The organism is Microbacterium sp. NPDC089987 (assembly GCF_044748505.1).
GTDB lineage: Bacteria > Actinomycetota > Actinomycetes > Actinomycetales > Microbacteriaceae > Microbacterium.
On sequence record NZ_JBIVGE010000003.1, the window covers coordinates 68,855 to 93,979 of the forward strand.

General features: G+C 68.7%; 23 protein-coding genes and 1 pseudogene. 8 read left to right on the forward strand and 16 right to left on the reverse strand.

Annotated features, from left to right (window positions below):
- Window positions 1-2: 2 nt before the first annotated feature.
- From ACIPV2_RS13185 to murI, 4 genes and pseudogenes are all read right to left on the reverse strand, one after another.
- Complete coding sequence (locus tag ACIPV2_RS13185; RefSeq protein ID WP_400841968.1) at window positions 3-923, reverse strand: cation diffusion facilitator family transporter; 921 nt, start codon at window positions 921-923, stop codon at window positions 3-5.
- 91 nt (window positions 924-1,014) lie between these two features.
- Window positions 1,015-1,608: an RdgB/HAM1 family non-canonical purine NTP pyrophosphatase gene (gene rdgB, locus ACIPV2_RS13190; RefSeq protein WP_400841969.1), complete on the reverse strand. Its 594-nt coding sequence runs from the start codon at window positions 1,606-1,608 to the stop codon at window positions 1,015-1,017.
- A gap of 143 nt (window positions 1,609-1,751) precedes the next feature.
- Window positions 1,752-2,477: pseudogene (rph, locus tag ACIPV2_RS13195) on the reverse strand (ribonuclease PH); the annotation flags it as partial.
- Between the two features lie 93 nt (window positions 2,478-2,570).
- Entirely contained in the window at window positions 2,571-3,440 is an 870-nt protein-coding gene (gene murI, locus ACIPV2_RS13200) for a glutamate racemase (protein ID WP_101188283.1), read from the reverse strand.
- Window positions 3,441-3,509: 69 nt separating this feature from the next.
- Between murI and ACIPV2_RS13205 the strand changes: the two genes are divergently transcribed.
- Window positions 3,510-4,427 carry a sugar kinase gene (locus tag ACIPV2_RS13205; RefSeq protein ID WP_400841972.1) on the forward strand — a complete coding sequence of 306 codons (918 nt, stop codon included), beginning with the start codon at window positions 3,510-3,512 and terminating at the stop codon, window positions 4,425-4,427.
- Window positions 4,428-4,448: 21 nt separating this feature from the next.
- Here ACIPV2_RS13205 and ACIPV2_RS13210 read toward each other — a convergent pair whose 3' ends face one another.
- The 6 genes from ACIPV2_RS13210 to ACIPV2_RS13235 form a co-directional block, all read right to left on the reverse strand.
- The gene (locus ACIPV2_RS13210) at window positions 4,449-5,321 is read right to left on the reverse strand and encodes a MurR/RpiR family transcriptional regulator (RefSeq protein ID WP_101188285.1); all 873 of its coding nucleotides are present in this window, start codon (window positions 5,319-5,321) and stop codon (window positions 4,449-4,451) included.
- A 43-nt stretch (window positions 5,322-5,364) separates the two neighbouring features.
- Window positions 5,365-6,510: an anhydro-N-acetylmuramic acid kinase gene (locus tag ACIPV2_RS13215; protein WP_400841974.1), complete on the reverse strand. Its 1,146-nt coding sequence runs from the start codon at window positions 6,508-6,510 to the stop codon at window positions 5,365-5,367.
- Between the two features lie 13 nt (window positions 6,511-6,523).
- Window positions 6,524-7,990: a glycoside hydrolase family 3 N-terminal domain-containing protein gene (locus tag ACIPV2_RS13220; protein WP_400841976.1), complete on the reverse strand. Its 1,467-nt coding sequence runs from the start codon at window positions 7,988-7,990 to the stop codon at window positions 6,524-6,526.
- Between the two features lie 2 nt (window positions 7,991-7,992).
- Window positions 7,993-8,823, reverse strand: a complete 831-nt coding sequence (locus ACIPV2_RS13225; RefSeq protein WP_400841978.1) for a carbohydrate ABC transporter permease — start codon at window positions 8,821-8,823, stop codon at window positions 7,993-7,995.
- Window positions 8,820-9,704 carry a carbohydrate ABC transporter permease gene (locus ACIPV2_RS13230; RefSeq protein WP_400842208.1) on the reverse strand — a complete coding sequence of 295 codons (885 nt, stop codon included), beginning with the start codon at window positions 9,702-9,704 and terminating at the stop codon, window positions 8,820-8,822. Before ACIPV2_RS13230 ends, ACIPV2_RS13225 begins: the two co-directional genes overlap by 4 nt.
- A gap of 100 nt (window positions 9,705-9,804) precedes the next feature.
- A complete protein-coding gene (locus ACIPV2_RS13235) occupies window positions 9,805-11,103 on the reverse strand; it encodes a sugar ABC transporter substrate-binding protein (protein WP_400841980.1) in 1,299 nt (432 codons plus the stop codon).
- 123 nt (window positions 11,104-11,226) lie between these two features.
- Here ACIPV2_RS13235 and ACIPV2_RS13240 point away from each other — a divergent pair, with 123 nt between their 5' ends.
- A complete protein-coding gene (locus tag ACIPV2_RS13240) occupies window positions 11,227-12,546 on the forward strand; it encodes a nicotinate phosphoribosyltransferase (protein ID WP_400841982.1) in 1,320 nt (439 codons plus the stop codon).
- A gap of 81 nt (window positions 12,547-12,627) precedes the next feature.
- On the opposite strand, the gene ACIPV2_RS13245 is transcribed toward ACIPV2_RS13240, so the two are convergent.
- Genes ACIPV2_RS13245 through ACIPV2_RS13255 form a run of 3 tightly spaced genes read right to left on the reverse strand, consistent with a single transcriptional unit; the run spans window position 12,628 to window position 16,547 of the window.
- Window positions 12,628-12,894, reverse strand: a complete 267-nt coding sequence (locus ACIPV2_RS13245; RefSeq protein ID WP_101188290.1) for a DUF3039 domain-containing protein — start codon at window positions 12,892-12,894, stop codon at window positions 12,628-12,630.
- 33 nt (window positions 12,895-12,927) lie between these two features.
- Window positions 12,928-14,493, reverse strand: coding sequence for a hypothetical protein (locus ACIPV2_RS13250; protein ID WP_400841985.1), 1,566 nt, complete (start codon window positions 14,491-14,493; stop codon window positions 12,928-12,930).
- Window positions 14,469-16,547 (reverse strand): ATP-binding cassette domain-containing protein, encoded by a 2,079-nt coding sequence (locus ACIPV2_RS13255; protein ID WP_400841987.1) that lies wholly within the window; start codon window positions 16,545-16,547, stop codon window positions 14,469-14,471. Before ACIPV2_RS13255 ends, ACIPV2_RS13250 begins: the two co-directional genes overlap by 25 nt.
- 233 nt (window positions 16,548-16,780) lie before the next feature.
- Here ACIPV2_RS13255 and ACIPV2_RS13260 point away from each other — a divergent pair, with 233 nt between their 5' ends.
- The 3 genes from ACIPV2_RS13260 to ACIPV2_RS13270 all read left to right on the forward strand — a co-directional run bounded on the left by ACIPV2_RS13260 (window position 16,781) and on the right by ACIPV2_RS13270 (window position 18,813).
- A complete protein-coding gene (locus tag ACIPV2_RS13260; RefSeq protein WP_101188292.1) occupies window positions 16,781-17,473 on the forward strand; it encodes an NTP transferase domain-containing protein in 693 nt (230 codons plus the stop codon).
- A gap of 87 nt (window positions 17,474-17,560) precedes the next feature.
- A complete protein-coding gene (locus ACIPV2_RS13265; RefSeq protein ID WP_400841989.1) occupies window positions 17,561-18,427 on the forward strand; it encodes a hypothetical protein in 867 nt (288 codons plus the stop codon).
- Between the two features lie 80 nt (window positions 18,428-18,507).
- The gene (locus ACIPV2_RS13270) at window positions 18,508-18,813 is read left to right on the forward strand and encodes a hypothetical protein (protein ID WP_400841991.1); all 306 of its coding nucleotides are present in this window, start codon (window positions 18,508-18,510) and stop codon (window positions 18,811-18,813) included.
- 77 nt (window positions 18,814-18,890) lie between these two features.
- Here the strand turns inward: ACIPV2_RS13270 and ACIPV2_RS13275 are convergent, their stop codons facing one another.
- Window positions 18,891-19,199 carry a helix-turn-helix domain-containing protein gene (locus ACIPV2_RS13275; protein ID WP_101188294.1) on the reverse strand — a complete coding sequence of 103 codons (309 nt, stop codon included), beginning with the start codon at window positions 19,197-19,199 and terminating at the stop codon, window positions 18,891-18,893.
- 156 nt (window positions 19,200-19,355) lie between these two features.
- Between ACIPV2_RS13275 and ACIPV2_RS13280 the strand changes: the two genes are divergently transcribed.
- The 3 genes from ACIPV2_RS13280 (at window position 19,356) to ACIPV2_RS13290 (ending at window position 22,665) form a co-directional block, all read left to right on the forward strand.
- Window positions 19,356-20,741 (forward strand): sugar porter family MFS transporter, encoded by a 1,386-nt coding sequence (locus ACIPV2_RS13280; RefSeq protein WP_400841993.1) that lies wholly within the window; start codon window positions 19,356-19,358, stop codon window positions 20,739-20,741.
- Window positions 20,742-20,827: 86 nt separating this feature from the next.
- The gene (locus ACIPV2_RS13285) at window positions 20,828-22,450 is read left to right on the forward strand and encodes an acyl-CoA carboxylase subunit beta (RefSeq protein WP_400841995.1); all 1,623 of its coding nucleotides are present in this window, start codon (window positions 20,828-20,830) and stop codon (window positions 22,448-22,450) included.
- 23 nt (window positions 22,451-22,473) lie between these two features.
- A complete protein-coding gene (locus ACIPV2_RS13290) occupies window positions 22,474-22,665 on the forward strand; it encodes an acyl-CoA carboxylase subunit epsilon (protein ID WP_400842210.1) in 192 nt (63 codons plus the stop codon).
- 256 nt (window positions 22,666-22,921) lie between these two features.
- Here the strand turns inward: ACIPV2_RS13290 and ACIPV2_RS13295 are convergent, their stop codons facing one another.
- A complete protein-coding gene (locus tag ACIPV2_RS13295) occupies window positions 22,922-23,899 on the reverse strand; it encodes a hypothetical protein (RefSeq protein WP_400841997.1) in 978 nt (325 codons plus the stop codon).
- 17 nt (window positions 23,900-23,916) lie between these two features.
- On the reverse strand, window positions 23,917-25,092 hold the full coding sequence (locus ACIPV2_RS13300) for a sensor histidine kinase (protein ID WP_400841999.1): 1,176 nt from the start codon (window positions 25,090-25,092) through the stop codon (window positions 23,917-23,919).
- Window positions 25,093-25,125: the final 33 nt, after the last annotated feature.

A 25,125-nucleotide genomic window follows, 5' to 3' on the forward strand; every position in this document is an offset into this window, starting at 1 on the left:
CCTCAGGCGTGCGCGCCCTCGCACTCCTCGTGATCGGCGGGTTCGAGCTGGAAGGTCGAGTGCTCGACGTCGAAGTGGTGCGCGAGGCAGCCCTGCAGCTCCTGCAGCAGCCACGATGACCCGCCCGACGCGAACACGGCGGACTCAACCTTCACGTGGGCGGTGAAGACGGGCGCGCCGCGGGTCAGCTGCCAGACGTGCACGTCGTGCACGTCGACCACACCGGGATACACCTTGAGGTGCTCGCGGATCTCGCTGACCGCCATGCCCTGCGGCGCCGACTCCGCGAGCACCGAGAACACCTCCCGCAGCAGCGAGATCGCGCGCGGCAGGATGAGCACTGCGATCAGCAGCGAGGCGATCGCGTCGGCGGGCATCCACCCGGTCGTGACGATCACGACGGCGGCGACGATGACCATCACCGATCCGATCAGGTCTCCGAGCACCTCGAGGTACGCGCCGCGCACGTTGATGCTCGTCTTCTGCGCACGGCTGAGCACCCACATCGCGATGGCGTTGGAGATCATGCCGATGACCGCGACGGTGAGCATGAGCGGGCCTGCCACCTCCGTCTCGCCCGGGTCGATCAGCCGCTGGATGCCCTGCACGGCGACCACGACCATCAGCACGATGAGGATGATGGCGTTGATCAGCGCGCCGAACACCTCCGCGCGCTGGTAGCCGAACGTGCGCCGGTCATCGGCGGGCCGGGCGGCGACCGCGGTCGCGATCAGGGCGATCACGAGGGCCGACGAGTCGGTGAACATGTGCGCGGCGTCGGCCAGCAGCGCCAGCGAGCCCGAGAGGATCGCGCCGATGACCTGCACCACCATGACGGTGGCGGTGAGCGTCAGCGAGATCGCCAGCACGCGCCGGTGGCCGGCGTCGCGGATCCCGCCTGCAGCGGGTGCGTGGTCGTGCATGCCTCCAGGCTAGGCCGGGTCGTCGCCGTCGAAGGCCCGTTCCGCTTACTCGGGAACGGTAACGCTTCTCAATAGCCGGGCGACCCGGGTGCTACAGCGCGGCGAGCAGCGGAATCAGCGCCTGGAAGGCGCGAGCGCGGTGCGACTGCGACTGCTTCTCGCCATCGGTGAACTCGCCGACCGAGCGCTCGGATGCCGGGTCCTGACCGTCCGGTATGAAGATCGGGTCGTATCCGAAGCCGCCCGAACCGGATGCCCGGTGCGCGAGGCGACCCGGCCAGATGCCCTCCACCGTGCGCTCTGCACCGTCCGCCGTCACCAGCGCGATGGTCGAGTGGAACTGCGCGGTGCGATGCGGGTCGGCGACGTCGCGGAGTTGATCGAGCAGCAGCTCGAGGTTGGCCGTGGCATCCTTCTTCTGCCCCGCCCAGTACGCCGAGAAGACACCGGGCGATCCGCCGAGCACGTCGACGCAGATGCCGGAGTCGTCCGCGAGCGACGGCAGGCCCGTGTGCGCGAACGCCGCGCGCGCCTTGATCAGCGCGTTCTGCGCGAACGTGACGCCGTCTTCGACCGGCTCGGGACCGTCATAGCCGATCACCTCGAGGTCGGGGCGGCTGGCGGCGACGATCTGCTGGAACTCCGCGACCTTGTGCGGGTTGTGGGTGGCGAGGACGACCCTCACTGCTGGACTCCTGAGCTCTCCTGGGTCCCTGAGCTCTCCTGGGTCCCTGTCCCTGGGCTCCCCTGGGTCCCTGTCCCTGGGCTCTCCTGGGTCCCTGTCCCTGGGCTCTCCTGGGTCCCTGAGCCTGTCGAAGGGCCCTCGCCCAGCGCGGCGAGCTGGTGCTGCTGCAGCGTGGCGCAGCCGTTCACACCGAGCTCGAGCAGGGCGTCGAGCTCGCGCTTGTCGAACGGAGCGCCCTCGGCGGTGCCCTGCACCTCGACGAAGAGCCCGCGGCCGGTGACGACGACGTTCATGTCGGTCTCGGCCCGCACGTCCTCGACGTATGCCAGGTCGAGCATCGGCTCGCCGTCGATGATGCCCACCGACACGGCGGCGACGGTGTCGAGCAGCGGCTTGGAGTTCTTGCCGATGAACTTCTTCTCGCGGCCCCACTCGATGGCGTCGGCGAGCGCGACGTACGCGCCGGTGATCGCGGCGGTGCGGGTGCCGCCATCAGCCTGCAGCACATCGCAGTCGATGACGATGGTGTTCTCGCCCAGCGCCTTCGTGTCGACGACGGCGCGCAGCGCACGGCCGATGAGCCGGGAGATCTCGTGCGTGCGACCGCCGATGCGGCCCTTCACGCTCTCGCGGTCGTTGCGGGAGTTGGTGGCCCTGGGCAGCATCGCGTACTCGGCAGTGACCCACCCCTTGCCCTTGCCGGTCAGCCAGCGCGGCACGCCGTTGGTGAACGAGGCGGTGCACAGCACCTTCGTGCCGCCGAAGCTGATCAGCGCCGAGCCCTCGGCGTGGGCGGACCAGCCGCGCTCGATGGTGATCTCGCGGAGCTGGTCGGTGCTGCGCCCATCGGCGCGGACGATGTCTGACATGGTGTCCTCTCGGAGCGGTTGGGGCTCAGCGACTCAGGGCGGAGCGGTTCAGGGCGGAGCGGTTCAGGGGCCGGCGATTCCGTGGCGACCGATTCAGGGGCGGCCGGGGCCGCGGTGACCGACCTCGTCGGCCTCGGCGTCGAGCAGATACGGCAGGTCGATCACGCCGGTCTGCACGAGCTGCACGTCGCGCACCTCGTGACCCATCAGCCGGTTCGCGAGGGCGGTGAAGTCCTCTGCCGAGTCGCCGGTCGCCTCGTACACGTAGCTCGCGACGGCTCCCTGCGAGGCGAGCTGGTCGTGCTTGACGAGCTGACGATAGACGTCGGCGGCGGTCTCGTCGTCGCTCGAGACGAGCGAGGCGCCCTCGCCCATCACGTAGCTGATCGCACCGCGCAGGAAGGGGTAGTGCGTGCATCCGAGCACGAGGGTGTCGACCTGGGCATCCCGCAGCGGCGCGAGGTACTCCTCGGCGACGGCCAGCACCTCCGGCGATCCGGTGATGCCGGCCTCGACGAACTCGACGAAGCGGGGGCACGCAGCGGTGAACACCTCGAGGCGCTCGTTCACCTCGAGCATGTCCTGGTACGCCCGCGACGCGATGGTGCCGACGGTGCCGATCACTCCGACGCGACCGTTGCGCGTCGTCGACACGGCGCGGCGCACGGCCGGGCCGATCACCTCGACGACGGGAACGTCGTACCGTTCGCGGGCATCGCGCAGCACGGCGGCGGATGCCGTGTTGCACGCGATCACGAGCATCTTCACGCCCTGCTCGACGAGCGCGTCGAGCACCTCGATGCTGTACCGCCGGACGTCCGCGATCGGCTTCGGCCCGTACGGGGAGTGCGCCGTGTCGCCGATGTAGACGAGTGATTCCTGCGGCAGCTGCGCGCGGATCGCCCTGGCCACCGTGAGCCCGCCGACGCCGGAGTCGAAGATGCCGATCGGTGCGTCGTTCATGATCCCACCAGCCTAGCCGCGCACCCCGCCGCGATTGCACGGCCGCGGCGCGGGTTCTAGGGTCGGACTGTGCCCGACTCCCCGCAGTTCCCCGTCGTCGTCATGGGCGAGGGGCTGATCGTCTTCGTTCCCGAGACCGACGGCCCGCTCGCCGAGGTGCCTCTCTTCCGGCGCTCGCTCGCCGGCGCGGAGTTGAACGTGGCGGTCGCGCTGTCGCACGTCGATGTTCCGGCCGCGGTCATCAGCCGGGTCGGAGAGGACGGCTTCGGCGAGTTCGTCGTCGCCGAGCTCGGCAGGCACGGCGTCGGCACGGATGCCATCGAGAAGGACCCGCATGCGGCCACCGGCCTCTATGTGAAGGAGCTCGCACCAGGTGCCGGGCGGCGCAGCACGCGTATGCACTACTACCGCTCCGCCTCCGCCGGCAGCCTGCTGTCCCCCGAGACGCTGCGCGCTCCCGCGGCATCCGCTCTGCTCGATGCGGCCCGGATCGTGCACACCACCGGGGTGACCTCGGCACTGTCCGACTCCTGCCTGAGCGCCCAGCGAGAGCTGTTCACCGAGCGACCAGGACAGCTGCGCTCGTTCAGCGCGCACTGGCGAGCCGCCCTCTGGCGCGGCCGCGAGGACGACGGGCAGCAGGTGGTCGCCGAGCTCGCGCGCAGCGCCGACATCGTGTTCGTCGACGTCGACGACGCGGCAGAGATCTTCGGCGCGCGGGGCGAGGATGAGCTGCGCGCTGCGGTGCCCGAGCCCCGTCTCCTCGTCATCACCCGCGCCGACGGGGCGACCGCCTTCGACGGCGCCGACCGCGCCGAGACGCCGCTCATCGACTTCACACTGGTCGAGCCCACCGGCGCGGCAGACGCGTTCGCCGCCGGCTTTCTCGCCGGCATCGTGAGCGGACTCTCACTCGCGGGCTCGCTGGCGCGCGCGAACCGCCTGGCGACCCGAGTGATGTCGAGCACCCGCGACCACGTCGGCTGAGCATGCCCTGATGCGGCGCCGTCAGGTCCCCGCAGCCCTGTTGTGTCCCTCGATGGCGTCTCGGGTGCGGCGCAGCACACCCCGGGACTGCTCGGCTCTGGACTGCACGATCCTCGTGAAGACGATGTCGACGACCGTCAGCTGGGCGGTGCGACTCGACATCGCCCCGATGCGGAATCTCGACTCGCGAGCCACCGTGCACAGCACATGGTCGGCGTGCGCGGTGAGGGGCGAATCCGGCACGTTCGTGATGGCGACCGTCGCCGCGCCGCCGGCTCGGGCGAGCTCGAGCAGCTCGACCGTCTCTCGCGTCGCGCCGCTGTGCGAGATCGCGACGACCACATCCCCGGGGCCCCGCGTCGCCGCCTGCACCAGCGCCAGATGCACGTCGGAGCCGAACCACGCCGGTGCCCCGATGCGCGCGAGCTTGAGATGCAGGTCCATCGCGGCGAGCGCCGAGGCGCCGACACCGAACAGGTCCACGCGCGCGGCGTCCGCGATGAGCGCGGCGACGGCATCGACGTCCTGCCCGCGCAGCGACTGCGCGGTCTGCGCGATGGCGCGGCCCTCCTGATACGCGACCTTCGCGATGACGCTCTCGATGCTGTCCCCGGCGACGACGTCATCATCGTCCAGACCGTGTCGCTCGCGATCGGCCTGTTCTCGGCTCAGCGCCTGCGCGAGCTCGAAGCGGAACTGCCGGTATCCGCTGAAGCCGATCTTCTGGGCGAAGCGCGCGATGGTCGCCGGCGATGTCTCGCAGAGCACCGCGAGGTCGGTTATCGACAGGTCGACCACGATGGTCGGGTCCGCGCTGATCCTGCGCAGCAGGCGCGCGTCGGCGGCGCTGACCCCGGCGGGGTCGATGCGCAGAGCGGCAAGCGGATCGGTCACGCCTGCTCGGTTCCGCTCATGTGCGACGCGAACGCCCGATCGGTCATGGGCGGATCTCGAGCCTGGCGAAGCCGCCTCGCGCAGCGGGAAGCACCAGTCCGTCCGGCGACGGGGTGAAGCGCCCGGCGATCCGCCGCGCCGGTCCCGCGATCTCGACGGGCACGCCGAACCACGACAGGATGCCGACGACGGCGAACATGAGATTCTCCCGACTGTCCGGGTCGAGGCCGTGTTCCGCCGTGGACGAGACGGGAACGGGGTCGAGCAGCGCGCGCAGTCGGTGCATGATCACAGGATTGCGCACTCCGCCACCCGACGCGAGCACGCGCCGCGCACCAGCGCCGCGCACGGCGTCTGCGATCGATATTGCGGTGACCTCCACAAGCGTGGCGGCGACATCGGCATCCGGAACCGATCCGCCGACCGCGGCGATCGCATCGTCCACGACGGAGAGGGAGAACTCGTGCCGGCCGGTCGTCTTCGGCGCGGGTCGCGAGAAGTAGGGATGCGCGAGCAGGCGCGCCAGCAGCGCGTCGTGCACGCGACCGGATGCGCTCAGCGCGCCGTCCGCGTCGAAGCGAGCGCGACCGTGAGAGCGTCGGGAGACGAACGCGTCGAGCAGCGCGTTGCCTGGTCCGGTGTCCCAGGCGCGCACGCCACCATCCGGCGTGATCACCTGGATGTTCGCGATGCCGCCCATGTTGACGGTCGCGACGGTCCCGCTCTGCACGGAGCTGCCGAGCCAGAGCCGGTCGAGCACGGCCATCAGCGGCGCACCCTCTCCCCCGGCGGCGATATCGGCGTGGCGCAGGTGGGAGACGACCGGGCATCCGGCGGCCTCCGCTATCAGCGAGGGCTCGCCGAGCTGCATGGTGCCGCGCACGCGCTCGCCGTCGATCCAGTGGTAGACCGTCTGCCCGTGCGAGACGACGAGGTCGAGCCCGTCGAGCGCTCGCACCGCGTCGGCGAAGGCCTCGCCGATGCGGGTGTCGAGCGCGCACCACGCGGCGGCGTCGAGCGGGGTGCCGTCCGCAGCGGCGAGGATCAGCCGGCGCAGTTCGTCATCCCAGGCGATGGTGTCGGCGTGTCCCGGCCGGACGATGAGCGTGTCGCCGCTGATCTCCGCGTCGACGATGAGCACGTCCACTCCGTCGGCCGAAGTGCCCGATTGCAGAGCGCACACTCTCACGGCGTCCGCCCCCTCATTCGCCGATCAGCATGCGACGCGCGCGCTGCGCCCCGAGCAGTCCTGCGCCGCGAACGCTGATCACCGCAACGCCGTCCAGCGGCGGTGAAGGAACTCCCACATCGACGACCGTGACGTTCGGAAGCTCACGGCCGATGCGATCGGCCAGCGTCCGCTGCGCCGACCCCGGTCCCAGCATGTCGGCGAGCACGAGCACGGGCGCATCGGCACAGGCGGCGACAGCGGTGCGCACCTCCTGATCCGAGATGCTCGTCGCGTCGAGTCGGATGACGGTCCCTCCGGCCGACAGCGCCCGCACGACGTGAGCGGCCGCGCTGTCGACGGCGAGACTGGAGCGACGGCGGATGTCGATGACGGCGGTCTCGGCATCCGGGATCGTGACGAACGAGCCCTCGACGGTCACCGCGCGCCGCACGACGGCATCCGGGTCGAACTCCTCGCGCGGCGCCACGCCGCGCGAGCGCACTCGCGCGGCCATCCTCGTCACGCGCGTCGCCGCCTGCTCGACCCTCGCGATCGGAAGCGACCCGTCTTCGAGTGCGGCGACGATGGCGTCGCGCACGGCATGGAAGTCACGTTCGTCCTGATCCGCGAGCATGGCGTCGCCCGGATTCGTCGGGTTGCCGACGCAGAGCAGGTCGGCTCCCGCGGCGAGCGCGGCGACCGCTCCCGGGCCGAGTCCCACGGTCTCGCGGATCGCCGCCATGTCGAGGGCGTCCGTGATGATCACCCCGTCGAAGCCGGCGTCGCGCAGCAGCCCGAGCACCTGCGGGTTGAGAGTCGCCGGCGCCTCGCCCCATGCGGGCACGACGATGTGGGCGGTCATGATCGCCATGGCCCCCGCACCGACCACCGCCGCGAACGGCGGCAGGTGCTGCGAGGTGATCTCGTAGATCGGCGCGTCCAGACGTGGCAGGTCGTGGTGCGAGTCGACGTGGGTGTCGCCATGGCCGGGGAAGTGCTTCGCGCACGCAGCCAGACCGACCTGTTGGATGCCTCGCACGGCGGCCGCCGCATGACGCGATACGAGTACGGTGCTGTCGCCGAACGAGCGCGTGCCGATCACCGGGTTGCGGGCGTCCGTGTTGACGTCGGCGACGGGGCCCAGCACGACATCGGCGCCGATCGCGTCGCAGCGGCGGGCGATCTCCGCGGCTGTCGCCCGCGTCGCCTCGAGGTCATCGACGGCGCCCAGCTGCGCGGCCCCGGGCACGGTCGATCCGGTCGCGGTCTCCAGACGCGTGACCGATCCGCCCTCCTCGTCGATGCCGATCAGCGCGGACGGTGCGACCTCGTGGATGCGCCGGCTCAGCTCGGCGGTGTCGCCCTGCAGGTTCTGGGCGAAGTAGACGACCCCGGCGAGTCCGTCGCCGAGCTCCTTCTCGAGCCATGCGGGCACCGTGCTGCCGAGGAAGCCGGGCCACACGACCCGGTTCGCGAGCCGTGTCAGGTCATCGGTCATGGTCATCCCTTCACCGCGCCCGCGACCAGGCCCTCGCTGAGACGGCGCTGCACGACCACGAAGAAGATCATCACGGGCACGGTGATCAGCGTCGACGCAGCCATGATGTAGCCCCACTCGTTGGAGTGCTCGCCGAAGAACTGGCGCAAACCGATCGACACGGTGTACTGCCCCTTCTCGCCGCCGAGAAGCGTCATCGCGAAGATGAACTCGTTCCACGCTGTGATGAACGAGAACACGCTGGTCGCGACGAGTCCGGGCATCACGAGCGGCAGCATCACCGAGCGGAACATCCGCGACCAGGACGCGCCGTCGATATAGGCCGCCTCCTCGAGCTCGACCGGGACTGCGGCGACGAAGCCGCGCAGCATCCAGATGCCGAAGGGCAGCGACAGAGCGACGTAGACGACCATGAGGCCCAGGATCGTGTTGAGCATGCCGAGGTTCTTCACCTGGATGAACAGCGGGATGACCAGCGCCTCGAGCGGCACCATCTGCACGATGAGGATCATCAGCAGCATCGAGGTGCGCAGCTTGAAGCGGAATCGGGTGACCGCGACCGACGCGAGCAGGGCGACGAGGGCGCTGACGAGCACGGTCACCAGGGCGACCACGGCGGAGTTGCGCAGGAAGACGTCGAACCCGCCCTCGGTGAGGACGTACGCGTAGTTGTCCCAGGTGAACTCACGCGGCAGCAGGCTGCCGCCGCCGCTGGATGCCTTCTTGTCGAAGGAGCTCATGATCATCCAGTAGACGGGGAACAGCGTGAATGCCAGCAGGGCGGCGACAGCGATCGCGATGCCCGTGCGGCGGAGAGGCGTGGACTTCCTCACAGCTGGTCCTCCTTGAGCAGGGTGCGGATGTAGACGATCGTGATGCCGAGCAGCACGAGTGTCAGCAGCACCGCGAGGGCCGATCCGAATCCGTAGCGGTTCTGGCCGAACGATTCCACATACGACCACACCCCGAGATTCAGCACCGACCTGTTCGATCCGGCACCGCCCGGCATGAGGAAGACCTGTGCGAACACCTTGAAGTCCCAGATCGTCGACAGGATGATGACGACCGAGAAGACCGGCTTCAGGGTCGGGAAGATGATCTGCCAGAAGCGTCGCCAGGCTCCTGCGCCGTCGATCTCGGCGGCCTCGATCATCTCCCTCGAGACGCCGAGGAGTCCCGCGAGCACGGTGATGGCGACGAACGGGAAGCCGTGGTGCACGACGTTCAGCAGCACGATGCCGTAGAAGGCCCAGCGGTTGGTGAACCAGTTGGTCGGCTCGTCCATGAACCCGGCGCCCTGCAGAACGCTGTTGAAGATGCCCCGGTCGGCGTCGAAGATCCACGTCCAGACGTAGGTGCCGGTGACGGCGGGCATGGCCCACGCGATCATGATCGCGCTGCCGACGATGGTGCGCCAGGCGAGATTCAGGCGCGCGAGCAGAAGCGCGACGAGGGTGCCGAACGCGACCGTGGTGAACACGGCGATGACGGCGAAGCCCACCGTGTTGGGGACCACGACGGTCCACAGCTGCGGGTCGGTGAGCGCTTCGACGTAGTTCTCGAACCCGATGAAGTTGGTGGATCCCTTGCGGATCTCACGGATGCCGTAGTCCTGGAACGACAGCAGCACCACCTGGATCAGCGGCCAGAGCAGCAGCACGCCGAGGATGACGAGGGCCGGTCCGAGCAGCAGCCATGGCCGGATGCGCGTGATGAGGGGGCGACGACGCGGAGAGACCGCGGCCGGGGAGGGGACGGTGCCCCTCCCCGGCGCGGGCTTCGCCGTGGAGATCACGGAGTGCACAGGTGTGCTCCTACTTGCTGTTGAGCAGATCGGTCATCTCGTCCGCAGCCGACTTCGCAGCCGCGTCGAGGTCCTTCTCTCCGCTGAGCACGGACTGCATCATCGTGTTGGTGGTCTGCTTCGCCTGCACGGCGCCGAACTGCGGGGTCACCGGCACCGAGGCACCGCCTTCGACCATCTGCTTCGCGAAGGGCGCGACCAGCGGGTCGGTCGACTTGAGCGCATCCGTCATGAGCGACTCCAGGCCCGGGAAGTATCCCGTCGAGTCTGCCCACTGGCTGGCCAGCTCACCGGTGGTCATGATCTTGACGAGCTCCCATGCCAGGTCGGGCTCCTTGGAGTCCTCGAAGACCGAGAGGTGCGATCCGCCGAGCACCGACGGGGCGATGCCGCCGTCCTGGCCGGGGATCACGGCGACGCCGATCTTGCCCTCGAGCTCGGGGTTGGCCTCGATGAGCGACTTCGGGGTCCACGAGCCGGAGATCATCGTCGCAACGGTGCCCTGCGTGAAGGCGTCGCGGACGTCGGTCTCCTTCCACGTGGTGGCGCCGGCCGTCGAGAAGCCGTGCTTCAGTGCGAGGTCGGTGTAGAAGGCGAGGCCCTCCTTGGACTCGTCGGAGTCGAGCTCCGACTTCCACTTGTCGCCGTCCTTGACGGCGACCTCTCCGCCCGCGGCCCAGACCCACGGGTAGACCTGGAACTCGGCGTTGCCCGGCACGGCGAAAGCCGCCATCTCGGGGTGAGCGGCCTTGATCTTCTCGCCGTTCGAGACGATCTCATCCCAGCTCGTGGGGGCCTCGAGACCCAGCTCCTCGTAGATGTCGGCACGGTAGACGATCGAGCGCACACCGGCGTACCACGGCATGCCGTACAGCTCGCCGTCGTACGTGCCGGCCTCCGCGAGACCCTTCACGAGGTCGTCGGCCAGGCCGTCCTCCTCGTCGATGTAGTCGTCGAGCGGCACGAGCGCGGCGGCATCGGCGAACTCCGGGGTCCACGTCGTGCCGGTCTCGGCGACGTCGGGCGAGGTTCCTCCGGCGATGGCGGTCACGAAGCGGTTGTGCGCATCGGCCCACTGCACCTCCTCGAACTTCACCTTGGCGCCCGTCTTCTCGGTGAACGCCTCCGAGACGGCGTCGAGGTAGGCCGACGAGTCGGGGTTGGTGCCCTGCATGATCCAGGCGGTGATGGTCTTGCCCTTGCCGTCGACGGGGTCGTCGCCATCGGCGGCGGAGCCGTTCGAGCACCCGGCGAGCGCCAGGGCGGCGATGGTGCCGAGGGCGAGGGTCGGCACGAGACGAGTGTTCATGTGCGTCCTTGTTCGTCATTGAAGAAGTGGTCCGGACGAGTTCCGAGCCTGCAAACAGCTTGCATCAAACGGGCATCCGGTGCAAATAACTTTCATGGGTTACGGCGACCGTAGACTGGCGCGATGAGCTCCGCGTTCCTCACCGACCGCTACGAACTGACAATGCTCGCCGCTTCATTGCGGGATGGCACCGCATCGCGGCCGAGCGTGTTCGAGTTGTTCTCCCGGCGCCTCTCCGGCGGCCGCCGCTTCGGCGTCGTGGCCGGCACCGGGCGCCTGCTGACGCTGCTGCGCGACTTCCGCTTCGGGGAGGACGAGTTGCGATACCTGCGCGACAACGACGTGGTGGATGCCGAGGCGGTGGCCTACCTCGAGAACTACCGCTTCACGGGAACGATCCGCGGCTACCGCGAGGGCGAGCTGTACTTCCCCGGCTCCCCCATCCTCACCGTCGAGGGCACCTTCGCCGACGCCGTCGTGCTGGAGACGCTCGCGCTGAGTGTGTTGAATCACGACTCGGCGGTCGCCACGGCAGCATCGCGCATGAGCATCGCCGCCGGTGAGCGTCCGCTCGCGGAGATGGGCTCGCGTCGCGCCGCGGAGCAGTCGGCGGTCGCCGCGGCTCGCGCCGCGTACATCGCGGGATTCGCGTCGACCAGCAACCTGGAAGCGGGGCGGCAGTGGGGCATTCCGACGATGGGCACCGCCGCGCACTCATGGACTCTACTGCACGACTCCGAGGAGGCGGCGTTCCGCTCGCAGATCGAGAGTCTGGGTACGGGCACCACCCTGCTCGTCGACACCTATGACATCCAGACGGGTGTCGAGACGGCGATTCGCATCGCCGGCACGGGCCTCGGGGGTGTGCGCCTCGACTCCGGAGATCTGCCGCTGGTCGCAGCGGCCGTCCGCCAGCAGCTCGACGAGCTCGGTGCGACCGAGACGAAGATCACCGTGACCAGCGACCTGGACGAATACGCGATCGCCGCTCTCGCGGCGTCTCCGGTCGACTTCTACGGAGTCGGCACATCTGTGGTGACCGGATCGGGCTATCCGACCGCGAGCATGGTCTACAAGCTCGTCGCCCGGCAGGACTCATCCGGCGGCTGGGTGGCCGTGGCCAAGGCATCCACCGACAAGGGCTCGAAGGGCGGCCGGAAGGCGGCGTTCCGCACCCTCGACGAAGGCGTCGCGACCTCCGAGACCGTGTCGGTCGCCGACGGCTTCGAGCAGGTCGACACGGCAGCCGAGCACCCTGACGCCCGCGCACTGCAGGTGGTTCTCGTCGACAACGGGGAGATCGACGCCGCGCACGAGTGTGCCGCGGGAACGGCATCCGCTCGCGAGCATCACCTGCGGGTGCGCGAGGAGCTGCCGGTGCGCGCGCTAGCGCTCAGCAAGTCCGATCCGGCGATCCCGACCCTGTTCGTCGACGCGCTGTAGCGGCCGCCCGGTCCCTGAGCAAGGAGCGCAGCGACGCACCGAAGGGTCGACGCGCGCTAGCGGCCGCCCGGCTGCGTCGCGTCAGGAGATCATGCTCTCGTAGATCTCTTTGCAGGTCGGGCAGATCGGGAACTTCTCCGGGTCGCGACCCGGGGTCCACTTCTTGCCGCAGAGAGCGCGCACCGGCTTGCCGGTGATGGCCGACTCGAGGATCTTGTCCTTCTTGACGTAGTGCGAGAAGCGCTCGTGGTCCCCCGGCTCGAGATGCTCTTCCTGCAGCAGCTCTTCGAGTTCGCGATCGAGCGTTGCCACGCCACCCTGATCGGGGCTGTCCAGCGGAGTACTCATGCCGAGATTCTATCCGCGTCTGCGGCGCAGGGGTCAGGTGGTCTCGACGAACTCCATCAGCCGTTCGCCGCTGCGCTCGAAGATCGCGGCGCCGACGGCCGCGCCTGCGAAGAGCACGACGACGCCGCTGATCATCCCGACCCAGAACGTCGTCGGCGCGTGCTGATCACCGTCGACGAGGGTCAGGGCGAACAGCCAGATCGTGGGCGTGCTGGCGAGCAGGGCGCCCACGAAGGTCAGCGCGGCACCGTACGAGCCGTGCGCCGATGAGCGCTGCGGCTGCTGGAACGGGCTGTCGCCGGGCCGCGAGACGGCGTAGGGGGCGACAACCGACGCGATGCTCGACATGCCCAGCCCGGTCAGGAGAAGGGCGGCTGTCACGCCGACCAGCGGCAGCATGAGATGCCAGTCCGTGGTCACCGCGAGGGTGACCGAGATTCCGATCGCGAGCACGGGGAGGGCGACGAGCAGCACGGGAACGAGCCGCCCGAGCCGGTCGGGCAGTCCGCGCACGCCGCTGGCGATGTGCATCCACAGCGCCGTGGAATCGTAGGCTGCGTCGTTGTGCGGCAGCCACCCGAAGAACAGGGCCATGAGCGGGACAGGGACGAGGGCGGCGAGCCACAGCGGCACTCCGGCCACGAGCAGCGGGAACACCGTCAGCACGCCGGCGATCGGCACGACGAGGAGGTTCACGATGTAGCGCCGGTCGCGCAGCCAGTACACCAGGCTGCGCGCGGCGACAGCGCCGAACGCGTTGGCCGGGAGCGATCCGAACCATCCCAGTCCCGACCGCTCGCGCGTCGCGTATGGCCGCTCGGACGCGGTGAGGAGGCGCCTGACCAGCATGTGCCACAGCAGCAGCATCCCGCCGATCGTCGCAGCCGCGACCAGGCCGCTCGCCCACGCCGCCCCCGTCTCGCCCGAGGCGACGTGGAACAGGAAGGCCTGCGGGGCCGCGAGCGGCGAGAAGCCGACGATGGTGGTGGCGGTGTGCACGGCCGGGGGAACCTGCCCGTCCCATCGCAGCGAGGCGAAGTACGCGGCGACGGGGAATGCGATGACGATCACCGGGAGCGCGAACAGGATGGTCAGCTCACGCGAGCGCCGCTCGGGCAGCATGATCGCACTCATCGCCATCCCGATGCGAGTGGCGAGCGAGATCGTCACCACGCCGATGACGCCGAAGAGCACCGCGGCCGCCCATGGCACCCCTGCCTGGATGACGACGATCACGACGCAGGCGGTGACGGCGACGAGGGCGAGGCTGGGCACGCTGATCAGTGAGGCGAGCACGAGAACCCAGCCGAGTCGATGCTCGTCGACGCCGAACGGCAAGAAGCGTCGTGGATCGAGCTGATCGGGTGTGCCCGTGAGCATGGGGCCGACGAAGAACGCCAGCATCAGCGCCGCAGCTCCGAGCACGATGACGGTCTGAGCCGTCGCCAGCGGCGCCGCCCCGAGGCCGAGGATGGCGATGCAGACGGCGACCGTCGCCGCGATGCAGGCCACGAGGGCCACGGCGGCGCGAATCGCACGCTCTCCGCGCAGCGCACCGACCAGCAGTGCGATCCTCAGTCGGAGAACGTGTGCAGCCACTCGAGCCCCTCCACTTCTCCGCCTGTGCCTGAGAGCTCGATGAACCGCTGGGTGAGCGTCTGCCCCGCACGGACCTCGTCGATCGTTCCCTCGGCGAGCACCTCTCCGCCCACGATCACGGCGACGCGCGAGCACACCCGCTCGACCAGATCCATGCCGTGGCTGGAGAGGATGACCGTTCCGCCGTGGGCGACGTACGAGCGCAGGATGTCGAGGATCACACCCGACGAGACCGGATCGACGGCCTCGAACGGCTCGTCGAGCACGAGAACGCGCGGCGAGTGGATCAGGGCGCCGGCGAGCATCACCTTCTTGGTCATACCCGCCGAGTAGTCCGAGACCACCCGGCTCAGCGCCTCGCTGAGGTCGAACGCGCGGGCGAGGTCGGCGGTGCGCTTCTCGATGACGGCGCGATCGAGTCCGCGCAGCTGACCGTAGTAGTACAGCAGCTGGCGTCCGGTGAGCCGGTCGAAGGTGCGCAGCCGGTCGGGCAGCACGCCCATGACGCGTTTCGCCTCGAGCGGCTTCTCGCGCTGATCGATTCCGCTGATGTGCACCGTGCCCGCGTCGGGGCGCAGCAGGCCGGCGATGATCGACAGGGTGGTGGTCTTGCCTGCGCCGTTCGGGCCGACGAGTCCGTAGAACGATCCGGCAGGGACGGTCAGGTCGACATCGTCGACGGCGTTCGTGTCGCCGAATCGCTTCACCAGACCGCGGATGCGGATGGCGTCGCGCGCCGCGGCGGGCTCATCGGCATCGCGGTCGTCGGCCGAGACGTCGCCGTCCGGATCAGCCAGCTCAGGCATCTCGAGGGCGGGGGCCGCGGCGATCTCATCCGCTGTGCGCGGTGGCTCGATCACTGTCCCGGCTGCTGCCGGAGCGCCCGATGCCGGCTCGTCGTATGCCGGAGTATCCGCTCCGACGACGACAGCGGATCCTGCGGCGCCGCCGCGCGGCGGTCGTGCCTCCGCCAGATCGGCGCTGTTCGACGCAGCGACCATCCGGCGCACCGGCTCGGAGTCGAGCGCGATGACCGCATCGGTGGTGACCTCGGGCATCACCCGAGCCAGCTCTGCGACCGCGTCATCCTCAGCAGCGGATGCCGTCTTCACCGCAGCCTTCGCGGTCGAGGCCTTCGAGGCGGATGGCGTCTTGGTGGACGACGTCTGGGTGGACGACGTCTTCGCGCCTGTCGTCTTCACGGCCGCCGTCTTCGCGGACGAAGGCTTCGCCGCTGCCGCCTTCCCAGTCGTCGTCTTCGCCGCCGCCGTCTTCGCGCCCGCTGTCTTCGAGGCCGTGGTCTTCGCGCCCGCCGACTTCGCAGCCGCCGTCTTCGACGCCGTGGTCTTCGCGCCCGCCGACTTCGCGCCTGCCGACTTCTCAGCCGTGGTCTTCGCGCCCGCCGTCTTCGCGCCCGCCGACTTCTCAGCCGTGGTCTTCGCGCCCGTCGTCTTCGCGCCCGCCGACTTCTCAGCCGTCGTCTTCGCAGACGTCCTCTTCGCCGCCGTGGGCGTCGACGATGCCCTGGCACCAGATGTCTTCGGGGATGCCCCCTTCGTCACGGACGTCTTCGTCGCGGCAGCGCCGGCCGGATCCAGAATCCCCGCCTGCTCCTCGATCGTCGAGTCAGCGGCCGAGTCCTTCTCCGCGTCTGCGGCCGCGTCCTTCGAGGCGGCTGCAGCCGCCTGGGCCTTCTTCGCCGTCTCGGCGCGCTTCGCCGCCGTGGTCTTCGCCGCCGTCGTCCGCGCGTCGGTCGTGCGGCTCGTCGTCTTCGTCGCGGCACCCTCGGCAGACGCCTTCTTCACTGCGGCTGTGCGACCGGCATCCGCCTGCGCCGCCTTCTTCGCTGCGGCCGACTTCGACGCCGCCGATGTGCTCGCGGCCTTCTTCACCGCCGCGGTCTTCGCAGCGCCACCACGCGATGCTGCGCCGCTGACAGTCTTGCTCGGGGTCCGCGCGGGCTTCTTCTGCTCGGCCGATGGCTCGGAGACAGCCTCGCCGGACCTCGTCGTGTCGTCGATTCGGGCGTCCTCGGGATCAAGCGGAGCAGTCACTCGTCTACGGTACCAATCGCCGCTGACAGCCTCCCGCGCTGCGAAACCGCGCGACATCGACGACGCAACCCCCTTGTGGCTCTCTGGGAGAAACGTGTGCAATCGATCACGAAAGGACAACGGGACCGCCTCCCCCCGGTGTCTCTCAGCAGCGGTCGGTAGCATTGCGGAGGCACGAAGAGGTGTCCCGTCGGTGAACCGACAGCGAACACAGTTCTTTCTTAGGAGATTCCGTGACTCTTCAGACCGTCATCCTCGCAGCCGGAATGGGCTCGCGCCTGGGTCGCGCCCTGCCGAAGCCGCTCACCGAGCTGAGCGACGGCCGCACGATCATGGGCCAGCAGCACGACAACATCCGCGCGGCCTTCGGCAAGAGCGCACGCATCACCACCGTCGTCGGCTATCGCGCCGAGACGATCATCGAGGCCTTCCCCGCCGCGAACTACGTGCACAACGAGCGCTACGACGTGACCAACACGTCGAAGAGCCTGCTGCGCGCGCTGAACGCCACCGGCAAGGGCGGCGTGCTCTGGATGAACGGCGACGTCGTGTTCGACCCGCGCATCCTCGGCCGTGCCATCGAGTTCATCGAGCGCGACCAGTCGTTCGTCACGGTGAACACCTCCAAGGTGAGCGACGAGGAAGTCAAGTACACCGTCACCGCCGAGGGCTACATCGACGAGCTGTCGAAGACCGTCAAGGGCGGCCTCGGCGAGGCGGTCGGCATCAACTACATCTCGTCGCGTGACAAGAAGGCGTTCATGCGCCAGCTGCAGCGCGTCGAGGATCAGGACTACTTCGAGCGCGGCCTCGAGCTCGCCATCGCCGAGGATGGCCTGCTGCTCGAGCCGATGGACGTCTCCGATCTGTACGCGGTCGAGGTCGACTTCGCGGAGGATCTGGAGCGCGCGAACCTCTTCGTGTGACCGGATTCGAGCAGAGTCGAAAGCCCCGCCCTGTCAAGGGGTCGGGGCTTTCGGCTTTCTCGCGGGCGCGGTGCATAGGATCGCCGCATGCGTGAGAAGGTCCACAAGATCCACTCGCTCCCCGAGGACTCCCCCTGGGACGGTCCCGTGCCGCCGGTCGGCTCGACGGAGCATCCGCTCAGTGTGCGCAGCCTTGATCGGGTGATGGGCGTGCAGCGCCCGCTGGTCGTGGCGCACATCCGCAGCATCCGTCGCCGTCATCCCGACGCGACACCCGAGCAGATCGTGCGAGCACTCGAGGCCCGGTACCTCGCCGCCGTCACGGCCGGCGGTGCCGCGGTGGGCGCCACAGCCGTGGTGCCCGGCATCGGCACGGGCATCACTCTCGCGCTGTCGGGCGTTGAGACCATCGGCTTCATGGAGTCGACGGCGCTGTTCGCGCAGTCGGTCGCCGAGGTGCACGGCATCGCGGTCGACAATCCCGAACGTGCGCGCGCGCTGGTCATGACGCTCATGCTCGGCAAGGAGGGCGTGGATCTGGTCTCGCAGCTCGCTCGGCAGGCGGCGGGAAGCGGCGGGACGCGCTCGTCGTACTGGGGTGAGATGGTGACGAAGTCGCTGCCGCGCGCAGCCATCGGCCCCATCGTCGATCGGCTGAAGTCAGCGTTCATCCGCCAGTTCGCCAAGCGCGGCGGCGCGTCCATCCTCGGCAAGGCGCTGCCGTTCGGTGTCGGCGCGGTCGTGGGCGGAGCGGGGAACCACCTTCTCGGGCGGCGGGTGCTGACGACCGCCCGTCGCGCCTTCGGCACCGCTCCCGCGACCCTCCCCGCAGAGCTCGAGCCGTCAGCGGGAAGCGAGAAGATCGAGACCCGGATGCTGAACGGCGCCCGGTTCCTCGGATCGAAGCTCCGTCGCTCGCCGCGAGAGGTCGAGTCACCCTCCACAGAGGAGTAGTGCGCGGCAGTTGCGCACAGCTCGGGCGCCGTCGTCGCGATCCGGAGTGCGGGGTCCGACCTCCTTCCTAGCGTGACGGGATGCTGCATCCCCTCGATCCGGAACAACCCGCTCCCCCGGTCGCGTACTGCGTGCCGTGGGTCATCAGCCGACGCGACCGCACGCACCCCGTGGTGCTCAACGCGGGTCGCGAGGCGGTCGACTTCGTGCGCGTCTTCCGCGACGACGTCGACCACCACCAGGTGGTCGACCTGTGGGGGCAGGTGCTGGCCGGCGAGACCGTCGAGCTGTGCCTGTGCGCGTCGGATCCAGACGAGGCAGTGGTCTCGATCGCCTGGTTCCGACAGCTGGACGGGCTGGAGTACGTGTGGCGATTCGTCGTGTGACGGCGGATGCCTGGTGGCTGGGCGGTCCGAGGCGAAGCGCCACAGTGGCAGGACAGTCAGACGCGGGTGCGAGCGGATCAGTTCTCGTCTTCGCGGCGGCGCAGCTCGCGACGGAAATCCGACTCGGAGTAGGGCTTGATCTCCTCGGGCAGGTCGGCTGCGGTGAGCCCTGCGAGAAAGCTCGACGCGTCCACCTCGAGCGCCGTGGCGAGCTGGATCAGCACGAACAGCGTGGGGTTGCCGGCTCCGCTCTCGATCCGCGCGAGGTGCGAGACATCCATGTCGGCGCGCTCCGCGAGCTTCGCGCGGCTGATCGTGCGCTTCGCTCGCAGCTCCCGCACGCGCATCCCGACCATCTCGGATGCTCGTGATCGGGCGGCTCTCATCCGTCCAGCATCCCGGCGCGGGGCATCTCGACCGCACGCATTTATGAACCAGCCTGCATGCGTACTCCGCTGTCGGCCCGCAGGAGCACAGGTTGACACCAAGACCACCGTCCACCATTCTCGCCAGAGTCAGACTTCTCCCCCAGGAAGGTCCTCATGCACGCATCGACCGAGACACCGCGCATCTCTCGACTCGCCCTGCTGGTGGGCGTCGCCGCCGCGACCGTCGGCATCATCTATGGCTACGACTCCTCGAACATCGGTGGCGCGCTGCTCTACCTGCGCGAGGACTTCGACCTCGACGCGACAGCCGAGGGCTGGGTCACGAGCACCGTCGTCTTCGGCGAGATCGCGGGAGCGCTGTTCGGCGGCGCGCTCGCCAACCGCATCGGCCGCAAGCCCACCATGGTGCTGGTCGCCGCGACGTTCACCCTGTTCTCGCTGCTCAGCGGCATCGCTCCGACCCTCCTGGTACTCGTGATCGCACGCTTCCTGCTCGGTGTCACGATCGGCGTCTCGGTGGTGGTCGTGCCGGTGTTCGTCGCCGAGTCCGCCCCCACCAAGCAGCGCGGCGCCTTCCTCGTGCTCTACCAGGTCGCGACGGTCGTCGGCATCATCCTCGGCTATCTGATCGCGATGGCTCTCGCACCGGCGCAGAGCTGGCGATGGATGCTGGGGGTCGCCGCGATCCCGGGATTGATCATCACGATCCTGCTGCTGCGGCTGCCCGACACCGCACGCTGGTACGTGATGAAGGGACGCCTCGCTGACGCCCGTCGGACCATCGCCCGCATCGAGGGGCCCGCCGTCGATGTCGATGAGGAGGTCGAGTCGATCACCGCCGGGTTCGCCAATGCGCGAGCATCCGGCTGGCGGGATCTGCTGCGCGGACCGTACCTGCGCGCCACGATCTTCGTCGTCGGCCTCGGATTCTTCGTGCAGATCACCGGGATCAACGCGATCGTGTACTACAGCCCGGCGATCTTCGAGTCGATGGGCTACACCGACGACGTCACCAAGCTCGGACTGTCCGCTCTCGTTCAGGTCGCCGGGCTCATCGCGGTGTTCATCTCGCTCGCGGTGATCGACCGGATGGGCCGCCGCCCCGTGCTGCTGATCGGCATCGCCGTGATGATCGTCGCCAACGCCCTGCTCATCGGCGTCTTCGCCGTCGGCGGCGGCTCGTTCGACGGCGCGCTCACTGTGCTCGGGTTCATCGGCCTCGTGCTCTTCACGGCGGGGTTCACGTTCGGGTTCGGGTCGCTGGTGTGGGTGTACGCCGGGGAGTCGATGCCCTCGCACCTCCGCTCGCTCGGCGCGAGCGTGATGCTCACGGCGAACCTCACCGCGAACGCCATCATCGGGGTCGCCTTCCGGCCCGTCCTCGAGCAGAGCGGCACCGTCGCGTTCGTGATCCTCGGCGCGATGGCCGTCGCCGCGTTCTTCTTCGTGCTGCGACTCGCCCCCGAGACGAAGGGGCGCCCGCTCGACGACATCAGCCAGTTCTGGCAGAACGGCGGCAGCTGGAGCCCCAAGGACTGACAGCGAGACCGCGCGCGCCGATACCCAAAGGATCTCCGGTTCCGTTGTGGCGAGCATCCAACAGCGGAACCGGCCCCGGCGCTAGTGTGGAATCCGTGACGGACACGCCAGACCTCTCGACCACCGCCGCCAAGATCGCGGATCTCCGCGCGCGCTTCACCGATGCGGTTCTCGAGCCCGAGAAGATCGCCCAGCAGAAGCAGCACGCGAAGGGCAAGATGACCGCCCGCGAGCGCATCGAGCTCCTGGTGGACACGGGCAGCTTCGTCGAGTTCGACGAGTACGTGCGTCACCGCACGACCTCGTTCGGCATGGATCGCAACCGTCCGTACGGCGACTCGGTCGTCACCGGCGTCGCCACCATTCACGGCCGCACCATCGCCGTCTACTCGCAGGACTTCACCACCTTCGGCGGCTCGCTGGGCGAGGTCGCCGGCGACAAGATCATCAAGATCATGGAGTTCGCGCTGAAGGGCGGGATGCCGATCATCGGCATCCTCGACTCGGGCGGAGCCCGCATCCAGGAGGGCGTGCTCGCGCTCAGCAAGTACGGCGAGATCTTCCGCCACAACACGCGCTCGTCGGGCGTCATCCCGCAGATCTCGATCATCATGGGCCCGGCGGCCGGCGGCGCCGTGTACGGCCCCGCGCTCACCGATTTCGTCATCATGGTCGACAAGACCAGCCAGATGTTCGTCACCGGCCCCGACGTCATCAAGACCGTCACGGGTGAGGACGTGGGCATGGAGGAACTCGGCGGCGCGCTCACGCACAACACCCGGTCCGGTGTCGCGCACTACCTGGCAGAGGACGAGGACGACGCTCTCGACTACGCGCGCACCCTGCTCAGCTACCTGCCCGACAACAACATGGCCGAGATCCCCGCCTACGACTCGCCCTTCGAGTGGGAGACGACGGATGCCGATCAGGTGCTGAACAAGATCATCCCCGACTCCCCCAACCAGCCCTACGACATCCACACCGTCATCCAGCACGTGGTCGACCCTTCGACAGGCTCAGGACAGGCGAAGGGTGAGTTCCTCGAGGTGCAGCCTCTGTTCGCGCCGAACATCGTGATCGGCTTCGGACGTGTCGAGGGCCGCTCTGTGGGCATCATCGCCAACCAGCCGTCGCAGATGGCCGGCACGCTCAACATCGAGGCGGGTGAGAAGGCCAGCCGCTTCGTGCGCTTCTGCGACTCGTTCTCGATCCCCATCGTCACGCTCGTCGACGTGCCCGGCTATCTGCCGGGCACGGACCAGGAGTGGACGGGTGTCATCCGCCGCGGAGCCAAGCTCATCTACGCGTACGCCGAGGCGACCGTGCCCATGGTCACCGTGATCCTCCGCAAGGCCTACGGCGGCGCGTACATCGTGATGGGTTCCAAGCAGCTCGGCGCCGACGTGAATCTCGCGTGGCCGACCGCGGAGATCGCGGTGATGGGCGGTCAGGGCGCCGTGAACATCCTCTACCGCGGCGAGATCAAGAAGGCCGAGGAGGCCGGCGAGGACGTCGCTGCCGTCCGCACGCGCCTCGCCAACGAGTACACCTACAGCGTCACCAGCCCCTTCCTCGCGGCCGAGCGCGGCGAGATCGACGGCATCATCGAGCCGGCGAGCACACGCGTCGCGATCGCGAAGTCGCTGCGCGCGCTGCGCGGCAAGCGCGCGGAGCTGCCGCCCAAGAAGCACGGGAACATCCCGCTGTGACCGACTCCGACGAGACCCCGCGCATGGAGATCGTCCGCGGCAACCCCACCGAGGAGGAGCTCGCGGCTCTCATCGCCGTCGTCGCCGAGGCGTACTCGCACGAGTCCGCCCAGGCCGTCGCCGATGTGCCGCGCGTCTCGGCGTGGCAGCGCACACAGCGCGGCATCCGCCGCCCGCTTCGCCGCGACATCCCCTGGGGCCGGTTCTCGGGCTGAGCCGGTTCTCGGCTGGGCGAAGCTCGGGCTGAGCGAAGCTCGCAGGACTGATATCTCGGAATGCGGGATAGCTTGTCCCCCGAAATACCTACAGACAGGCCGCTTGCGGGCCGAGACACTGATAGAGACGCTTCGCGTTAGGCGGCTGCTCTGTCCCCAGGGTAGACAGACGCAGCACCGCCCACCAGCGGACAGTTTTCGGGTAGCTGTTCCGCACCTGGCGAGGGGCCGGCAGACCTGCCGCCCCTCGCCTCTCTCATTCCGCCACGCGGCGGATCTCGTGCCAGAGGTCGACGGCGTCGTCGCTCGTGCCGTTCGCGCTGCGTCCGACGACCGTGACGGCGTTCGTGTCGTCACGGCCCGCTCGTATGATGACTCGATCAGAGTGCGCGCTGGCCAGTATGGCGGCGAGTTCATCGCGGATCTCGCCGACCCGCTCCTCGTCGATCCCCTCCAGGCCGCCTTCGTCGAATACGGTGACGGTCGAGCCGCGCCGGCGCACATCTTTGATCATCGACCTGACGGCATCGTTGATCAGGATCGCACCGCGCAGCTCGTCTCGGAGCGTCCCCTCGGCCAGACGAGCTTCGAGCCGCTCCTGCTCAGTGATCTCCCCCCGCGCCGCAACCGTTCGCGAGAGCACCGGGCCGGCGATGACCAGAGCGCGCTGAGTGCGCACTCTCCGCTCACGTTGACGCACGAGCTGCGAAGCGTGCCACGCGGACACTCCCCGCTGAACATCCGTCAGCCGATCGGTATCGCGAACCGCCCTGCCCCAGAACAGCACGAGCACCTGTGCGATGACCGCCCAGGTTATCGACCCCACCAGACCGAGCGTCAGCGCCTTCTCAAGGCCCATGTACATCCCCGCGGACAGGATCAAGATGCCCAGGGTGGTCCATCCGAGAAAGAAGCGCCGCCGTACGACGCAGGCCACGCTGAGCAGGCCTGTCGCGCCGATGTACCAGGTCGCGAACGGAGCGCCCCGCATCGACGGATCCAGCGACAGGCTGACCAGAGACGGCACGGCAGCGCCGGCGCCGACGACGAACGCTCCGGCCCAAAGGGGCATTCTCATACTCTGCGACGCACCAGAGAGCACAGCCACGAGCATCGCCGCGATGAACAGCAGGATTCCGGCGATCATCAGCAGCGGATTCGCCGGCTGATCAACCCACCAGATGCCGCGGGCAGCGAAATAGATGGCGAACCCGAGCGCGAGAGCAGTTGTCATGCTCCGGACTGTTCGCTTCATGATTCCTGCCAGCCCAGTTCGACGGTGGTTCCTGTGGAGTCCGTGATGATATTGGAGGTTCCAGCCACCGCCGCCATACGCGCGACGATGGACGCTCGGATTCCCAGCCGATCCTCACCGATGGCGCCGGGGTCGAACCCTGGTCCGGTGTCGGAGACGGCGATGGTCAGCCGACCCTCCTCGGGCGACTCGACAATGACGTGAAGGCCCCGCCCGTTCGCGTGCAGCACCGCGTTGTTGATCGCCTGTCGCGCGGCGAGGACCATGGCGCGTGCGACCCGGCCGGGAATCGTCACCGGTACGCCGCGTTCTTCCACGACAGCATCGGCGCCCTGCTCGGACAGAGTCCGTCGCAGCTCCGCCACGATCCGCGAGCGAGCAACGGGGGCGTCACTGCCCTCCTGTGCAATCGCGGCCTCGGTGTTCGCGAGTCTGGTGAGAGCCTCGCGCGCCATAGCGACCGCCAGCGCTCGTTCACGCGGGCTCTCGGCGCGCTCTGCGCTGATCAGCGCCGCGAGCACGCTGTCGTGCATCAGGGCCGACATCGCCATGCGCTCCTCCTCGGCGGCGGACGCGGCTGCCGCCTCCGCATATGTCTCGACAGCTCGCGCTCGCGCATCATCCACACCTGCGGCGACCTGGCGGAACATCCATCCCAGTGAGACGATCACCGAGCCCAGGATGAGCGTGAACGACACGTCGAACGCTGTCGTGATCCAGTAGCTCTGCTCGAAACCGCCCTGGACGAGACGAACGTAGCCGTAGACGAACGGCAGACCGATCGCCCAGAGGAACTGCAGCCGAGGCGAGAAAGCGAGCAGCGCCGCCACCACGCCGATGTTCACCAGAAAGAAGATCCATGGCTGACTCTCGGCTTCGTTCACGTTCAGATCGACCACGACCGGCCAGATCGCCAAGGCCACGACGTACAGCACCGCGAACGAACCGCACGCTTGACTGATCCACCGTCCTGAGAAGCATGCGACGATCATCCACAGCAGTGGTCCGAACACCATCACCATGACCGCCAGATGAGGCCCGTCCAGGAGGTCGATGCGGCTCAGAGCCCCCAAGAGCGCCTGCGCGCCCAGGGCCGTCGAACCGATTCCGCCGACCGTCGCCAGAATGCGCTCCATACGACGCCCGGTGAAGCGCTCCATACCGACGCCCACCTCCCCAGGCGACGGGAGGCTCGTCCATGCCTG

Bases quoted from the DNA above. Each gene is read 5' to 3' on its own strand.
- ACIPV2_RS13185 (WP_400841968.1), bottom strand. From the start codon at position 923: ATGCACGACCACGCACCCGCTGCAGGCGGGATCCGCGACGCCGGCCAC.
- murI (WP_101188283.1), bottom strand. From the start codon at position 3,440: ATGAACGACGCACCGATCGGCATCTTCGACTCCGGCGTCGGCGGGCTC.
- ACIPV2_RS13220 (WP_400841976.1), bottom strand. From the start codon at position 7,990: ATGACCGATGACCTGACACGGCTCGCGAACCGGGTCGTGTGGCCCGGC.
- ACIPV2_RS13235 (WP_400841980.1), bottom strand. From the start codon at position 11,103: ATGAACACTCGTCTCGTGCCGACCCTCGCCCTCGGCACCATCGCCGCC.
- ACIPV2_RS13240 (WP_400841982.1), top strand. From the start codon at position 11,227: ATGAGCTCCGCGTTCCTCACCGACCGCTACGAACTGACAATGCTCGCC.
- ACIPV2_RS13245 (WP_101188290.1), bottom strand. From the start codon at position 12,894: ATGAGTACTCCGCTGGACAGCCCCGATCAGGGTGGCGTGGCAACGCTC.
- ACIPV2_RS13265 (WP_400841989.1), top strand. From the start codon at position 17,561: ATGCGTGAGAAGGTCCACAAGATCCACTCGCTCCCCGAGGACTCCCCC.
- ACIPV2_RS13270 (WP_400841991.1), top strand. From the start codon at position 18,508: ATGCTGCATCCCCTCGATCCGGAACAACCCGCTCCCCCGGTCGCGTAC.
- ACIPV2_RS13275 (WP_101188294.1), bottom strand. From the start codon at position 19,199: ATGAGAGCCGCCCGATCACGAGCATCCGAGATGGTCGGGATGCGCGTG.
- ACIPV2_RS13280 (WP_400841993.1), top strand. From the start codon at position 19,356: ATGCACGCATCGACCGAGACACCGCGCATCTCTCGACTCGCCCTGCTG.
- ACIPV2_RS13290 (WP_400842210.1), top strand. From the start codon at position 22,474: ATGGAGATCGTCCGCGGCAACCCCACCGAGGAGGAGCTCGCGGCTCTC.
- ACIPV2_RS13295 (WP_400841997.1), bottom strand. From the start codon at position 23,899: ATGACAACTGCTCTCGCGCTCGGGTTCGCCATCTATTTCGCTGCCCGC.